Genomic DNA, 15,312 nt, shown 5'->3' with positions numbered 1-15,312 from the left:
AGTAGTTGTATGAAATGGCTTTTTTCTATCGTAGCGGGACTGTTTTTTTTCAATAGGGTTCATGCGCAAAATCAAACATTTACCCTTAGTCTTTATTATGCTATTAATGAATCAAACTCTCAGGATAATTTCAGAAGGGTTGATTCCATTATTTCTTTGTTAACCTCTGGAACTTGCGAAATTACTATTTACGGTTATGCAGACTATTTGCACAACACAGATTATAATTTAAAGTTGTCTCAAAAGCGGGCCGATGAAATTAAAAAATATTTAGAACAAACTAGTGCTTCCACCACTATGTCTTTTTTAAAATGCGAAGGTCTGGGTGAGAAAAATTCAGCTAACAGAAACGATAAAAAGGGTGACGCTTCCCAGAGAAGAGTGGATGTAATAGTAAGTCAGCGAAGGGTCGTGAAAAAAATTGGCACAAGAGAAAATGTCATTCAGGAAGATTCACTTAATACCCTTCAAAACAAGAGGAAACCAAAAACAAGTTCAGGAAGAAAAAGTCTGGAAGATCTGGAGAAAGGAGAAACATTAGCTATACAAGGGTTAAATTTTATTCCCGGTAGACATGTTGTTGTCAAATCTGCTATCCGTGTTCTGGAAGAATTACTGGAGACATTAAAAGAACATCCGGAATTGAAAATAGAAATACAGGGTCACATTTGCTGCCTCGATCCGGATGAAGAAGACGGTTTGGACTTTGATACAAAAGAGCGAAATCTCTCTGAAAACAGGGCGAAGGCTGTTTATAATTACCTGGTGAGAAATGGCATTAGCGCAGATCGGCTTACGTATAAGGGGTATGGACACCGTTATCCAAAAATAGAGGTTGAAAGGTCACCCGCGGATGAACAAGTTAATCGTCGTGTCGAAATAAAAATTCTGGAAAACTAATGGCTGCAATTTCAAGACCAGACGGTATTCCATTGCATTTACTTCCCGATGCACAGTTTCTGGCATCTGATGTATCACTTGCTTTTGGAGAGCACACATCCAGTCATAGGATTAATTTCTTCGCCCTGGTTTGGTTTATAGAGGACGCTGGCGAGCATTTTATTGACTTCACATCTTATCCCATTAAGAAAAACCTTGTCTACTTTATTTCCAAAAATCAGGTGCATTCCATTCCTTCAGCTAAACTGCCAAAATCAAGGGTGATAGTTTTTTCTACGGAGTTTTTTCATCACATAGAGGAAACACAGTTGCGCCAGTTATTCTTACCTTTTGAAAATGAAGGCGTCCGAATTCCAGATGAAATGGTTAAACCTTTAGAAAATTTATTTGATCTGATACTTCTTGAGTATAAAGGCTCTTCAGACAGAAGCTTGCTTTTAAAATACACAACAGCGCTTTTACAAAATCTCAATCGTTTCGGAAAACACCGTCTGCATGCAGCAGCTGGCGAAGACATCCGCATGATGAAGCTTTTCCAATTAATGGAAGAGAATTTTAAAGAGAAGAGATCGCCGAATTTTTACGCCAAAGAAATTGGTTTAACACCCAAGCGCGTAAACGAAATCCTGAAAGAAAAAGCAGGAAGCACCATGAGTCAGTTAATTTCTCAATTACTTTTAATTGAAGGGAAACGGGCATTGTTTCATGGTGAATCTTCGGTAAAAGAAATAGCCTACAACCTCGGCTTCGCTGACCAGTCTTACTTTGCCCGCTTCTTCAAAAAACATACAGGCACAACACCCGAGCGGTTCAGAGAAGAAGACAGTAAGAAATTTAAAGTAATTCACAATTAAATACAATGTTCAAATTGTGCTAATCATTGGCCGGATTATGCTTATCATTGAAGGAGTGTTTTCTGAATTTTACTTAAAATAAGTTTAATTTAAAATTTAGAAAACATGAGCAGATTAAAAAACAAAGTAATCGTAATCACCGGCGCAGCTATGGGACTTGGCTACGCAACAGCTTTAGAAGCAGCAAAGAACGGAGCTTCTTTGTCTTTGGTAGATTATAATGCAGAGATGCTTAAAAAAGCCAAGGCAGAGATTCTCAAAAATTATCCAGAAACAAAAATTCATACTTCCGTTGCTGACGTTTCAAATGAAGATGCCGTGAAAAACTACATCGCTGAAACAGTGAAAGAATATGGTCGTATTGATGGATTTTACAACAATGCGGGTATCGAAGGTAAGCAGGCGTCCATGATTGAATACGATCTGGATGTTTTTAAAAAAGTAGTGGACATTAATTTAATGGGGGTTTATTACGGCATGCGCCATATTCTTCCTATAATGCAAAAACAAAATTATGGTAGAATAGTAAACGTAGCTTCTGTGGGAGGTATAAGAGGTGTAATGAACCAAACTCCTTATGTAGCAACGAAACACGCAGTTGCAGGGATTACTAAAAATGCGGCCCTGGAATATGGACGTTATGGCATTCTAACCAATGCTATAGCTCCGGGAGCAATCTTAACACCTATGGTGGCTGAAGCCTTTAAACAGGTTAATGCCGAAGATCCGAAGAAAGCGGAAGAAGAATATGCTCAGGCTAATCCTACCAAACGTTTGGGCTTGCCTGAAGAAGTTGGTAAACTTGTTGTGTTTTTATTAAGTGATGATTGTAGCTATGTCAGCGGACAGGTAATTGCAATTGATGGCGGACAATCCAATTCCTACGGTAACGTTTAAATACTACACTAAAGTAAAAGCCCCTGCAAAGAGGCTTTTACTTTTTAAATTAACTTAACTTTTGATACGTCTGCCACCAGCGGTCAGGAATTTCGTTGTTGGTGGCCATTTCATAATCTTTATAACTGCAGGGAATTAAAGTATGTCTTTCAAATTTTAAATCTTTGTGAGGCGGGTAGGGGATTTCCATCCACCAACGGTCGCTTTTTTTACTCTTATAAAAATTGATTTCGTATTTGTCATCTTGCAGGATCACATGAAAACGTGTGTAATCCGGACTTGTACGATTTGGAAAATCATTCTTGCGATGGTAAAATCCATCCATAAAACACCAGATCATTTGTGCTGCAAGGTGTGCTGTTTTTCCACTTTCGTCGTACTGCGGGTTAATTTCATAAATTCCAAGAGAAGATAATTTATCGTTCATGCCGGCGTAACGCATCATTTGACAGGCTTCTTCAGCATAAAATCCGTTTGGGGAAGCATTTGGATTGGCTGGCGCATCTGAGTGTTTAATGGCAGTCATATCAAAAGTAATCATATCGGCTTGACGAATGATAGGTTCAGCCTCTTCTATTTTATCACGCACCTGGCCTAAGCGATAAACATCAAAATACAATTTGTTCATCATCTGCAAACTGTTTTGATCTACCAGGTAAGTCTGATAACCAATGTTACTATAATTGAAGAGAAAATTTGGCTGGTACAAAATTATTTTTCCAAGATAGGAAGTATTGGTAATGTCTTCATCCGGATTACCGAGATCAAATACACTATCCACGGCCACAATATTTATCGTTTGCTCCAGATCTTTGTATCCGAGAAACTGCGCGTAAGTGAGATCCTGCGATCCCCCAATGATAACGGGCACGATGTTTCTCCGGATCAGAGCATCTATAGTGCTTCTAAGTGCAAAATAAGTATCTTCGGTAGAATGTCCCGGATTAATATTGCCAAGATCAGCAACGCGTAGTGAAAAACTTCCACCATATAACTTGTAGAGATAAGCACGCACAGCATCTGGGGCAAGATTACAGCCATCATTATTTTCAGCATTCCTATCTTCGGTTACTCCGATAATAGCAATATCTACCATATCTAAAATAGGAAAACCGGAATCATCGTGAATAGAAAACATTGTTCCAAACTGAAATTCCTTTAACGGTCTGCCTTCAAGAAGATCTTCTGTGTTTACAGGACTAAAAAAATGGGCTATATCGCTCATGCAAGTGTAATTATATCTTCTAAAAGTAAAATTCATTAGTGCTTCAGAGTCCTGCAATCTATTTTTATATCAACAGTCTCATCTTAGGAACTCAAAAAAAGATACCTGTTAATAAGTTGAATGTTAAAAAGAAGAAAAAAACTTGCGGATCGAAACATTAGCTTTAACTTTGTATCACAAAGTGCTTTAAACATGAAAAGTAATCAGGAACAACTCGAAGCTTTACAGGACATTCGCCAGATGATGAAACAGTCAACCCGGTTTTTATCATTGAGCGGTTTCTCAGGTATTTTAGCTGGTATCTACGCGCTCATTGGTGCTTATTTCGGTCATGAACTTATTCATGACTACGTCACGAAATACTCTTATAGCGAACGTGACCAACAAGTTTATTATTGGACCATGTTCAAAGGATTTTTAATCTGCGCAGCTATTTTGGTAGCTGCTGTTACTACGGCTTTAATTTTAACAAAAAAGAAAGCAGCAAAAACCGGGCAGAAATTATTAGAACCTACAGCCATTCGTTTACTTATTAATATGATGATTCCTTTAAGTACGGGCGGTATTTTTTGCATTGCACTTATTTTGAGAGGCTATGCTTCACTTGAATTTGTGGCGCCAAGTATGTTGATCTTTTATGGCTTAGCTTTAGTGAATTCGAGCAAGTACACCATCCATGATATCCGCTACCTGGGCTGCCTGGAGATACTTCTGGGATTAATCTCAGCATTCTATGTGAATCACGGCATTTTGTTCTGGGCTATTGGTTTTGGTGGTCTGCATATTGTTTACGGAACAATCATGTGGTTTAAGTACGATAGGAAATAACATAGTCAGTAGTTAATAGTTTTATTTATCAATGATCAATCCTAACATTCATAAACTCCACAAGGCCTTCGAAAGCAGGGTTAGACTTGGCATTATGAGTGTACTTATGGTGAACGATAGTGTTGATTTTAATACTTTAAAGGATTTACTGCAGGTAACAGATGGGAATCTCGCGAGCCATTCTTCTGCATTGGAGAAAGAAGGATTCGTACACATAAAAAAAGAGTTTGTTGGAAAAAAGACTTTAACTACCTATAGCGCGACTAAAACCGGGGTGAAGGCATTTGAAGAACACCTCGATGCTCTTGAAAAATTATTGAGAAAATTAGATTAATATTTTTTTGTCCAATTACTTTGAAATACAAAGTGCTTTTTAATATAATGTAAAATGATTGAAATTAATTATCAAACCGAGAAATCATGGAGAGCCAAGACAGTTTTATGGCTACTTGAAAAAGGTGTTCCTATTCATGCCGGATTAAACAAGAGTAGGGTTGCCTGGGATTTAACGCCTGAAGACTTTTTAAATTACCCGGATGGAACACTAGGAAAATGTTTAGGTAAATTTTATAAAAAGGAAAAATTTGAACCCATTCCTAAAGCAGAACGACACGATATCTTTCATATTTTATTAAACTACTCAACAAATGTTATAGACGAAGCAGCGATGCAATTTTTCCTACTCGGAAATGGTAAGCCTTCTTTTTTCACTACAGGTACCTGTATCTTCACGGCTCTATTATTTCCCGACAAAATAGGCTATTTCACTCTGTCTTTTAAAAAAGGACTACAATCTACTTCTATAAGGCACTGGGATTTCAAACAGTTGCTGAATGAAGATCTAGGTCTATTACAAAACAAAATATTTAACCCTAACATTTAACACATGAAACCACTAACTAAAATCAGAGCAGCCTTAGTCATTTTTATTGTATTACTCGTAATAAGCGGTGTCACCGCTTTTCCACTAAGAACAGAAATGGACTTTTTAATCAAACACAAAAATGCGTTTCCAGACTTTATCACTTTATGGATTGAAGCTATTTATTTGGCCATTTCACAAACACCCGATCTTGTTCTTTACGGAACAGATTGGTTGGCCTTTGCACATATTATCATAGCTTTATTTTTCATTCCTGTCTTTATCGATCCTAAAAGGTACAAAGCAAATCTCATCATTGCTATGGCCGCCTGTTTTGCGGTATTTCCATTGGCCTTTATTTGTGGACCAGTTAGAGGTATTCCATTTTTTCACCAACTCATAGACTGTTCTTTCGGATTCTTTGGTTTTATACCCCTTTTCTATGTCTACAAAAAAGTTAAACACCTTAATACTACAACTCATGAATACACCCGTTAAACAGAGTCCAAAGCTCATCGCATTTTTATGGAGAATACACGAAAAAGTTTCTTCCTATACCGCACATCTCATAGGTCCTGTTGTTTTCAATTTCGGAACAAAGGAAACTCCCTGGAACATGAAAACGAACGAGTTTTTGAATTTTCCCGAGGAAACTGTCGGTAGAAAACTTGGTGAGTTTTTAAAACTAAACAAACTTGAACCCATTGCCGGAGCTGAATCACACGATGTCTATCATGTGCTGTTTGATTTTACTTCTTCTTTTAAAGATGAAGTAGCACTTCAGTTCTTTCTGAGAGGTAATGGTAAAAATTCTATAGCTTCTTTCAGCACTGCGATCGGCGCCTGGTGCCTTCTTCCTTTTCATTGGTCTTACCTACGTACATCTTTCGCCCGCGGAAAAAGCTGCATAGATATTTCTCAACTGAATTTAAAAAGTATTCTTTCCGAGGATTTACAACAAATAAGAAGTCAATTATTTACTACTAAAATTAAAACTCTGTGATATGAAATCGAATGATCGTTTAATAATAATTGCTACGGCAGCTTTTACCTATTTATTTTACCAGCAAAATGCCGGTATCAATTTTTTGTTGTTTAACCTCGTGTTTACTTCTGTATTAGTTTACCGGGACAAAAGTCTCCTCCGTCAAAAGCCATGGATACTTTCTGCTACAATGTGCCTGATTTCAGCAACAGGCATAGTACTTAACTCGAGTGCACTGGCTATTATTACGAATTGTTGCGGACTCTTATTGTTATCTGCCTATTCTATGAACCGAACAAATTCTTCAATTCTTGCCTTTCTGTTTGGTTGCTATTCACTCGTAAGTTCGGTTATTTTTGCGGTGACGGACGCAGCCATCCGCTCTGAAAAAAATAAAGAGAAAGAAAAACATGTTTTCTCCAGCTATGGTTTCTTAAGCGTTTTTATAGTGAGCTTACTCTGCATTCTATTTTTCGTTCTCTACAAACAGGCGAATCCCTTATTCGCAGCAAATACAGAATGGATCAATTTTAACTTTATCAGTTTCTCCTGGCTCTTATTTACAACCTTTGCTTTCTTCACTGTTTACGGCCTATTCTATAGCAGAAAAATTAAAACGGTTTTAGATTTTGAACAAGGGTTAAAGTCTTTAAACGAAGCGGCAGACCTTCAAAAGGAATCCAATTTTAAAACAGAAATTTCCGCAGGAATTCTATTGTTTCTCTTTTTAAATTTTATGCTCGTGATTTTAAATAGTGGAGATGTAAATACAATCTGGTTTCATAAAGCACTTCCAAAAGGAATTTCGCATTCTGATTTTGTACATGATGGCGTTAACATGATTGTTCTTTCAATACTTATCGCCACAGCTCTGATTATGTTTTTGTTTCGGAAAAATTTCCAGGCAATCAGGAACTCTAAACTGTTGAGATTTATGGTTTATGCATGGATTTTCCAAAATCTCATCATGTTATTTTCAACGGCAACACGCAATCAGCTCTACATTCACGATTACAATTTTACCTACAAAAGAGTAGGAGTGTATGTCTGGTTGATTCTAGCGACTGTTGGCTTGAGTATTACCTTTTACAAAATCTTGAAAGAGCGATCTAACTGGTTTCTTATTAGCAGCAATTTTACGGTATGGTTCGCTTTCCTCGCTATAAGCAGCGTTTTTAATTGGGACGTTCTAATTACCCGGTATAATTTAAAAAATAAACCTTTAACCGAAGTAGATTTTAACTACCTGTTTTCGTTATCAGATGCTAACATCCCCGAGCTTCTTAAGGTTTCGCAGGATAAAAACTTTAAACTTATAAATGGTCCTTTAAAAAACTTTAAAGATTTGCGAGTTTACCAAACACAGAACCATACAGGAAGAACTTTTAAGGCACTTATGAAAATGAAAATCAAATATTATCTCAAAGATTATAAAAAAGAGTGGCAGAGTTGGGATCTTAGAGATCGGGATATTCTAAACAGCATAAACTATTAAAGTATGAAGACGACTTATTTTCTTAAGCTATTTGCTTTCTGTATTCTCTTATTAATTTTAAGGGCTTTACAAACTGGTAACCTGAGTTTTTTCTTCCTTTTATGGAATCTTTTTTTGGCCTGTATCCCTTATGCACTCATCAAAAAGTATAATCCCTTCGCTAAAGCCATTCAGAGAAATTTAATTTTAGTGCTGACATTACTCTTTTTACCAAACGCACCCTATATCCTGACCGATCTTTTTCACCTCACAAAAAATTTAATAGCCCCTATGTGGTTTGATCTGATTCTGATCCTCAGTTTTTCCCTATTGGGTCTCTCCCTTTTTGTTATGACAATCGCACGTATTTTAGATATTCTCTCTGATCAGATAAAATCAAGGGTACAACTTAACCTCTTTAAATTTTTGATTCTCTTGTCAAACGGCTATGGCATTTACCTGGGAAGGTATTTAAGATTTAATAGCTGGGATGTTCTCTCAAATCCCGATGATTTGGTTTTGCAAATGTTTTACTCCGTTTTTGATAGTAAGAATTGCAAAGAGACTTTGGGAGTAACGTTTACATTCACTATTTTTCTATATTTAGTTTACGAAATTTACGACTCGTTTAAAACGAGAGAGGGGGGAAAAACAAATGGGCTACTTTAAGAATAGAATAAATGCTTTTGGCTACGCATTTTCAGGCATTTACCAAGCTTTTCGGCAGGAAACGCATCTTAAGATACATGCCGTAATTGCCCTTTTAGTGATCGGACTCGCTGCTTTTTTTGAAGTCTGTAACGAACATTGGATCCTACTACTTTTAGCTATCACATTGGTGATTGCCCTAGAGATGCTAAATTCAGCCGTTGAGAAGCTCTGCAATATTATTAAGCCTGAACTTGATCCAAGAATTAAATATATTAAAGACGTTTCTGCCGGCGCGGTTCTTATAGTTTGTTTGTTTGCTGTTGCTGCCGGAATAATTGTTTTTTCACATTATTTTTGATTTTTATGTTTGTACTGATTCATCTGCAAGCCGCGATAGCTCTGGGGCTGCTAATGTGTGCAATAGCCGCCGTAATAATCTTTATCGTTTTTCCAATTATTCTGATTGCCTTGAATAAAGAATTTTTGAAAAGAAAAAAACTACTACACCCGCGTTTAAATTTAAAGGATCGCTTTATTGTTTTTTTTCAAGCCTTTACCTATTCTCTTTTAGCCATTGCATTACTCGCTTTCTCAATATATCAGTTTCTCAACTATTTAACACGGGATCTGTATTGCAGTATATGAGCAGGGAGAATTAACATTCTTTTCCCCATAACTTTCCACGGTTTGTTTTTCAAATCCACCGAGCTTTTTTAACTTAGGGCTATTAATTTTATACTTGTATATTCAGAAAAAAACAGTAATCGTCTTACTTATATTTTAAAGACATTGCTCAGCGAAGGACTAGGTCTTGATTTCCGAATTACTACCGCCCCTGAAGAATTTACAGAGAGTGCTGAACCAAAGATAAATTATTCAGAACTTCCATTTGAAGATGCCTTTGCCATAAAGCCACATACTATTCTTTTTGATCATGGCATCCGCGACTACCATTTACAGGTGAATACGAATGCTCAGTTTGAAAAAATATTTTTTAAGAATTCAACACATCCTGTTCCTTTCGATTTGTTTGGCGCTGCCTTTTGGTTATTATCACGTTACGAGGAATATCTCCCACACAAAGGAGATCAATATAATCGATTCAATTTTAAATCGAGTTTGGCCTATCAATACGAGTTCCTGCATTATCCGCTGGTAAACGTCTGGCTGAGCGAATTTCAAAAACTGCTCGCTGAAAACTTCCCGGATCTTGAATTTAAGAAAAGGACCTACAATTTTATTTCTACCATAGATATTGATAACGTTTATAAATACAAAAATAAGGGCTTCGTGAGAACACTGGCGGGATTAATTTCTGATCGCAACTTCGCAAAAATTAAACAACGCATGCGCATCATTCTTGGTAAAGAAAAAGATCCCTTCGATTGTTATGAATTTTTAATTGATGCCCACAAACAAACGGAAACAAAGGCTATTTACTTTTTTCTTTTAGGCGATTACGGTCCGAACGATAAAAATCACTCTTCGTCAGACCTCCGGTTTCAATCCTTGATAAAACACCTGGCCGATTACTCCATGGTAGGAGTGCATCCTTCATTTGGGTCCAACAACAATTTGCGTCAGCTCAAAGTTGAAACAAGCCGACTTGGTAACATCACACATAAACTCATTACAAAAACGCGCCAGCATTTTTCCATGTTAACTTTTCCTCTTACCTATAAGGATCTACTGCAGGCTGGTTTAACGGCTGACTATTCTATGGGATACAAGAATGCTAATGGTTTTAGGTCTTCGTACTGTTATCCCTACAAATGGTACAGTCTTGATATTGAATCGGTAAGTTCTTTAACCATTCATTCTTTTGCCATTACCGAAAATAATCTTCTGGCGCAGGAAAAAGAAGGGAAAAGTCTTGTAGATCTTGCTAATCCATTAGTGAATGAAGTAAAAAAATACAATGGAGAACTCATTTCCATTTTCCATAACGATGTCTTCACTACTAAAATGAAGTTGTTTTACATTGAGTTCTTAAACCTGGTGAAAAAGAACTAACTGTGTAAATCGAGGTAAATTGTTTTTATTACGGTGGATAAACTCGAGAGAATCATTTGAACACCAATACCAGTTACAATAAAGCCCATTATTTTTGAAAGCGCTGTCAAGCCTGATTGTCCTGCGTATTTCATAAGCCTTGGGGCAAATTTAAACACAAAATAAATGGACAGGATAACAAGAAGAATTGCGATGATTGCGAAAACATCCTGGTAAATGGCCTCGTTAACATTATTGCTTCTGTTCGAAAATAAGGTAATTAAAAAAGACATTGAGCCGGGACCTGCCAAAAGAGGCATGGCAAGTGGCGAAAAAGAAATGTCATCACGGCTTCCAACTTCTTCTTTAATATTGCCACGCAATTCTTTTTTGTGCTGAACATTTAATAACTGCCAACCTGATCTAAAGATAATAAGTCCGCCGGCCACACGCAGGGCTGGAATAGTAATGCCAAAGAAATGAAGCAGATAAACGCCCAGGTAATACGATACTAAGCAAATGACAAAAACATACAGGCAGGCTTTTTTAAGCGTTCTTAATTTATTCTCTTCCGAATCATCCTGCGTTAAACCCAAGTAGATCGGCAAAGCGCTTAATGGATTTATTAAAGAAAACAAACCGATAAGAATGGTTATAAATAATGCCGGGTCAAACATGCGCGCAAAAATAAGTTTTTAAAGCAAGTCAATATACTCGCTTATTTATCTTTTTCGTTAATAAAATACAAACAAAATTGTACTATTTTTGCGTGCACAAATTCGACCAGATGGCATTAAACTTAAAAACATTAGGAACAAGAGCACTAACAGCACTGGTATTCGTAGTTGTTCTATTGGGCTGTTTGCTCTGGAATTACTATTCGTTCAGTATTTTCTTTTTTGTTGTATCCTTAATGGGTTTAAATGAGTTTTACAAACTGTCAGTTAATTTAAATTCGCAACCCTATAGAGTCACAGGGTTTATTTGCTCAATAGTACTTTACGCAAGCTTCATTGATTTCAATTATTTAAATGACTACAGCAATCCTTTTCCTGATTTCAGGCTTCTTCTGATCCTAATTCCCTTTATCATTTTTACAGTAGCACTTTTTTCAAAACGCGATAAACCTATTCAAAATTCACTTTTTACTATTGCGGGACTTATTTATTCAGTAGTACCGTTTGCTCTCTTACATGGCATAGTTATAAGCCAGGAAGGCGAGAAGGTACTTCCTTATTTTGATCCGTCGATCTTGTTTGGGATTATTTTATTGATCTGGAGTAACGATACTTTTGCTTACCTGGGAGGTAGTCTTTTCGGAAAAAACAAAATGATTGAACGTATTTCTCCAGGAAAGACCTGGGAAGGAACACTCTTTGGCTTCTTAATGACGATAGGATCAGGCTACATTGTAGCGCGATTTTTCATTCATGGAGACACTTTCATGTGGTTAATTTTAGGAACTGTAGTGCCAGTAATGGCAACCATTGGCGACCTGGTAGAAAGTATGATCAAACGTCAGGCCGGAATAAAAGATACAGGTAATTTGATGCCGGGACACGGAGGTATTTTAGACCGTTTTGACAGTCTGATATTTGTTGCTCCTTTTGTTTATGTAGTGGTTAAGCTATTAAACGCTTAAAGAATGTATCCTGTTTATCGGAATACCAACGCCTTGTTTTAAGATAACGCGTTTGTCAGTAACCGCCCAAACTGTAGTTTCAACAAGCTTGCAGGAATTTTCATCCTCAAAATAAATCTTAATCTTCGAATGTTCCAGGTTCCCTAAAGACAGAGCGCGTTCGAGATCTGCAGTTCTTTGTGTAATTTTTGCTGGATCATTTAATACTTCCGATGATGGGAATTTTAGGTTCTCAATCATTTCTTTTTCAATGTTTTCAAAATCTGTAGCAACCATAGATCGGGGGGTTAAATTAATTTTGGTTTATTTACTCAATATCAAATTTAAAAAATAGAGGCTACAAAAACAAGTAAAATCAGGATTTTTGTTCGAGTTCTGCTTTAAGAATAGTGTAAAACTCCTGGGGTTTTTGACTTCCAATTTTATAGGTAAACCCTGTATTATCAATAAGTTCAATAAAATCATCGCCACTCGTGTAAAACCTGATAACGCCCATATTGTGCAAATTGTAGACCGCTCTTCTGAAAATATTTTTTTTATAACGGCTCTTTCTGATCGAAGTAATGTTACTCAGGTCTATTTTTATTTTGCGGGAAGTCCAGAATCCATCAAGAATCATATAGCCGTGATAGACCTTTGTTTGTATGTGTAAAACATAGGTAAGTCCAGCGCTCAAAACAAGAATACTGGTACCTACAATAAAAAATATTAAACCAGAATTACTGATATTTTGAATAGGGTAGGAGCCTATTTTAAAAAAAGATACCTGCACTGGTTTCGGATTTTCGCTCCAATAATAGCCCATAAAGCAAAATAATGCAAACATGGTACGGATCACCATGCTTAGACGATTGTGTCCGAGGTATTGTTTTTCTTCGAAGAGTATTTCGTCGCTATTCAATTAAACTGAGTTTTAAAAATACTTTTTTATTTTGATCTACTTTATAGCGATCATCACTTCTTCGACCGATAACCCAAATAATTTCCGCGTTGCCATTCACCAGTACCAGACAGTTTTCTTTTTCCACAGAATTCGCCTTTTCATCTTTTAAAAAATCACTCAGAAGTTTAAAGCCTTTCATACCGAAGGGTTTAAAGCGATCGCCGGTTTGTTTTTTTCTTAAAATTAAAGGAAAAACTAAGTGATCCTTTTGAAGAATAAGTTCATTTTTTTCAGGTATTACAAATTTCTTAAGTGTTTGAACAATAAAGGTTTTCTGATTTTCAAGATCCTCAAATGTAGAATAAATCTCATCGCTGAAAACTTCCTTTAAAAGCGGCTTAATAATCAGGTCATTTCTATCAATAGTTAACTGATGTGTGCCGGATGTAAAGGTCTTTCCCGGCAAAGCGTCAGTTATTATGTTTTTTAGGATATTTTTTTCCTGGGTCTCGTTAAAGCCATAACCGCATACTATATAATGAAGTACACTTTTTATATATTTTTCACGCTTTAATTTTTTCTTATTTATAAATATAAGACCGGGAGTTTGTGTCAATAAGTCCATAGAGCGCTGCTCAAGGTAATCTTTTACTATTTCTGATTCTTCTTTAAAATTGCCTGCATTCTTTGTAAAAGTTTCTTCCAGGTTTGGATTTATTTTTTTTAGAAGCGGAATAACATTTAATCGTAAAAAATTACGTTCATATTTATCTTCCAGATTACTTTGATCCAGACGAAATTGAATCTCCTTTTTTTTAGCATAAGATTCTATTTCCTCTTTGGTGAAGTTTAACAGGGGACGAATCAGCTGCTCTGCTTTTTCTGAGATACCCTTTATACCCTTTATGCCCGTTCCACGCAATAAGTTAATAAAAATTGTTTCTACAACGTCGTTGGCGTTATGAGCGGTTAACAGATAAGCATAGTCATGTTCTTTCAGGAGTTCGTTGAACCATTGGTAACGTAAATTTCTGGCAGCCACCTGAATTGTTGCCTTGTTTGCTATGCAATAGGCCTGAGTGTCGAAGTGTTTTGTGTAAAGTTTAACACCGAGTTTTTTAGAAAGCGCTTTGCAAAAATTCTCATCAGTGTCACTATCTTTTCCGCGCAACTGAAAATTACAATGCGCTAAAGAAAATTTATACCCCGCTGCTTTTAAGAGATGAGCCAAAACAACAGAGTCACTGCCACCACTGATTGCCAAAAGCAACTTCTCCTTTTTGTGAAAAAGTTCCTTTTTAACTATGTTTGACTCAAATTCTTTTAACACCCTATAAAGGTAGTAAAATGGCAGCAAAACACGTAAGCAACGCAGATGAACGCGTAAATGACTATATAAATGGTTTACCCGACTTCAGTAAAAAAATATGTCAGCGCTTACGGGAGATCGTTTTAAAGAGTGATCCTAAGATAATTGAAGATTGGAAATGGGGTCCGAATTATTACCTGAACGGAATGGTTTGTGGCTACGCGGCCTTTCAAAAACATGTGAATTTTGTTTTCTTTAAAGGCTCTTTGCTCAAAGACAAGCGTAAACTACTGGAAAATACAGGAAGTATTAACACACGCCATTTTCACATAAAGAGCGCTAAGGATATTCATGAGGACATTATTCTTGAGTATGTTTTTGAGGCCATTGACAACAATAAGGCTGGTAAGAAAGTAATTGCACCAGACCTAGCTTTAAGTGGAAATATAAAAAGAGAATTTAAAGCAGCAGGCGTTCTGAAACAATTTGAAGCTCTTAGTCCTTCCCAAAAAAAGTTTCACACGCAATGGATAGAATTGGCCAAAAAAGAAGAGACCCGTATCAGGCGTATATCCCAGGCTGTTTTGAAACTACGGGCAATGTCTGCTGATAAACTGAAGCGAAAAGCTAAATAGCAGATTAACAAAACATCGGGAAGGTGATTTATTTACAACCTTATTTCGCTATTTACAATAAAAAACAAGCGATGATAAGGGGGGCTTGTTAGAGAATCAGACTTTGCAACGACCATTAGCTCGCTATAAAGCACAAGCTGTAAAATACTGGAAAACTACTGAACAAAAGGAGGTG

At 36.6% G+C, this 15,312-nt stretch carries 20 protein-coding genes; 15 read left to right on the top strand and 5 right to left on the bottom strand.

Annotated elements, in window-relative coordinates; genetic code table 11:
• Positions 1-9 precede the first annotated feature (9 nt).
• The 3 genes from CNR22_22115 to CNR22_22105 all read left to right on the top strand — a co-directional run bounded on the left by CNR22_22115 (position 10) and on the right by CNR22_22105 (position 2,651).
• Positions 10-900: a hypothetical protein gene (locus CNR22_22115; protein PBQ34355.1), complete on the top strand. Its 891-nt coding sequence runs from the start codon at positions 10-12 to the stop codon at positions 898-900.
• The gene (locus tag CNR22_22110; protein PBQ34354.1) at positions 900-1,754 is read left to right on the top strand and encodes an AraC family transcriptional regulator; all 855 of its coding nucleotides are present in this window, start codon (positions 900-902) and stop codon (positions 1,752-1,754) included. Before CNR22_22115 ends, CNR22_22110 begins: the two co-directional genes overlap by 1 nt.
• Positions 1,755-1,859: 105 nt before the next feature.
• Positions 1,860-2,651 carry an oxidoreductase gene (locus CNR22_22105; protein PBQ34353.1) on the top strand — a complete coding sequence of 264 codons (792 nt, stop codon included), beginning with the start codon at positions 1,860-1,862 and terminating at the stop codon, positions 2,649-2,651.
• A 49-nt stretch (positions 2,652-2,700) separates the two neighbouring features.
• Here the strand turns inward: CNR22_22105 and CNR22_22100 are convergent, their stop codons facing one another.
• Positions 2,701-3,876 (bottom strand): arginase, encoded by a 1,176-nt coding sequence (locus CNR22_22100; GenBank protein PBQ34352.1) that lies wholly within the window; start codon positions 3,874-3,876, stop codon positions 2,701-2,703.
• 192 nt (positions 3,877-4,068) lie between these two features.
• Between CNR22_22100 and CNR22_22095 the strand changes: the two genes are divergently transcribed.
• The 10 genes from CNR22_22095 (at position 4,069) to CNR22_22050 (ending at position 10,689) form a co-directional block, all read left to right on the top strand.
• Positions 4,069-4,704, top strand: coding sequence for a hypothetical protein (locus CNR22_22095; protein PBQ34977.1), 636 nt, complete (start codon positions 4,069-4,071; stop codon positions 4,702-4,704).
• A 31-nt stretch (positions 4,705-4,735) separates the two neighbouring features.
• A complete protein-coding gene (locus tag CNR22_22090) occupies positions 4,736-5,038 on the top strand; it encodes a transcriptional regulator (GenBank protein ID PBQ34351.1) in 303 nt (100 codons plus the stop codon).
• A 54-nt stretch (positions 5,039-5,092) separates the two neighbouring features.
• Positions 5,093-5,587, top strand: a complete 495-nt coding sequence (locus CNR22_22085; protein PBQ34350.1) for a hypothetical protein — start codon at positions 5,093-5,095, stop codon at positions 5,585-5,587.
• Positions 5,588-5,590: 3 nt separating this feature from the next.
• On the top strand, positions 5,591-6,064 hold the full coding sequence (locus CNR22_22080; GenBank protein ID PBQ34349.1) for a hypothetical protein: 474 nt from the start codon (positions 5,591-5,593) through the stop codon (positions 6,062-6,064).
• Positions 6,048-6,569, top strand: a complete 522-nt coding sequence (locus tag CNR22_22075; protein PBQ34348.1) for a hypothetical protein — start codon at positions 6,048-6,050, stop codon at positions 6,567-6,569. The genes CNR22_22080 and CNR22_22075 overlap by 17 nt, the downstream gene beginning before the upstream one ends.
• 1 nt (position 6,570) lies before the next feature.
• Positions 6,571-8,046 carry a hypothetical protein gene (locus CNR22_22070; protein PBQ34347.1) on the top strand — a complete coding sequence of 492 codons (1,476 nt, stop codon included), beginning with the start codon at positions 6,571-6,573 and terminating at the stop codon, positions 8,044-8,046.
• A 3-nt stretch (positions 8,047-8,049) separates the two neighbouring features.
• Positions 8,050-8,694 carry a hypothetical protein gene (locus CNR22_22065; protein ID PBQ34346.1) on the top strand — a complete coding sequence of 215 codons (645 nt, stop codon included), beginning with the start codon at positions 8,050-8,052 and terminating at the stop codon, positions 8,692-8,694.
• Positions 8,681-9,034, top strand: coding sequence for a diacylglycerol kinase (locus tag CNR22_22060; GenBank protein PBQ34345.1), 354 nt, complete (start codon positions 8,681-8,683; stop codon positions 9,032-9,034). The genes CNR22_22065 and CNR22_22060 overlap by 14 nt, the downstream gene beginning before the upstream one ends.
• 5 nt (positions 9,035-9,039) lie before the next feature.
• Positions 9,040-9,321, top strand: a complete 282-nt coding sequence (locus CNR22_22055; protein PBQ34344.1) for a hypothetical protein — start codon at positions 9,040-9,042, stop codon at positions 9,319-9,321.
• A 144-nt stretch (positions 9,322-9,465) separates the two neighbouring features.
• Positions 9,466-10,689, top strand: a complete 1,224-nt coding sequence (locus CNR22_22050; GenBank protein PBQ34343.1) for a hypothetical protein — start codon at positions 9,466-9,468, stop codon at positions 10,687-10,689.
• On the opposite strand, the gene CNR22_22045 is transcribed toward CNR22_22050, so the two are convergent.
• A complete protein-coding gene (locus tag CNR22_22045; protein PBQ34342.1) occupies positions 10,686-11,345 on the bottom strand; it encodes a stress protection protein MarC in 660 nt (219 codons plus the stop codon). The two genes, CNR22_22050 and CNR22_22045, sit on opposite strands and share 4 nt — an antisense overlap.
• A gap of 110 nt (positions 11,346-11,455) precedes the next feature.
• On the opposite strand from CNR22_22045, the gene CNR22_22040 reads away from it, so the two are divergent.
• Positions 11,456-12,310 (top strand): hypothetical protein, encoded by an 855-nt coding sequence (locus tag CNR22_22040; protein ID PBQ34341.1) that lies wholly within the window; start codon positions 11,456-11,458, stop codon positions 12,308-12,310.
• On the opposite strand, the gene CNR22_22035 is transcribed toward CNR22_22040, so the two are convergent.
• The 3 genes from CNR22_22035 to tilS form a co-directional block, all read right to left on the bottom strand.
• Positions 12,299-12,586 carry a hypothetical protein gene (locus CNR22_22035; protein PBQ34340.1) on the bottom strand — a complete coding sequence of 96 codons (288 nt, stop codon included), beginning with the start codon at positions 12,584-12,586 and terminating at the stop codon, positions 12,299-12,301. The genes CNR22_22040 and CNR22_22035 overlap by 12 nt on opposite strands.
• Positions 12,587-12,665: 79 nt before the next feature.
• Positions 12,666-13,115, bottom strand: a complete 450-nt coding sequence (locus CNR22_22030; protein ID PBQ34339.1) for a hypothetical protein — start codon at positions 13,113-13,115, stop codon at positions 12,666-12,668.
• Positions 13,116-13,203: 88 nt separating this feature from the next.
• Positions 13,204-14,550 carry a tRNA lysidine(34) synthetase TilS gene (gene tilS, locus CNR22_22025; protein ID PBQ34338.1) on the bottom strand — a complete coding sequence of 449 codons (1,347 nt, stop codon included), beginning with the start codon at positions 14,548-14,550 and terminating at the stop codon, positions 13,204-13,206.
• On the opposite strand from tilS, the gene CNR22_22020 reads away from it, so the two are divergent.
• Positions 14,541-15,137: a hypothetical protein gene (locus CNR22_22020; protein ID PBQ34337.1), complete on the top strand. Its 597-nt coding sequence runs from the start codon at positions 14,541-14,543 to the stop codon at positions 15,135-15,137. The two genes, tilS and CNR22_22020, sit on opposite strands and share 10 nt — an antisense overlap.
• Positions 15,138-15,312: the final 175 nt, after the last annotated feature.

It is taken from the genome of Sphingobacteriaceae bacterium, assembly GCA_002319075.1.
Taxonomy (GTDB): Bacteria; Bacteroidota; Bacteroidia; order B-17B0; family Aurantibacillaceae; genus Aurantibacillus.
Note: the sequence above shows the minus strand (reverse complement) of the source record. Positions and strands in the feature narration are given on the sequence as shown.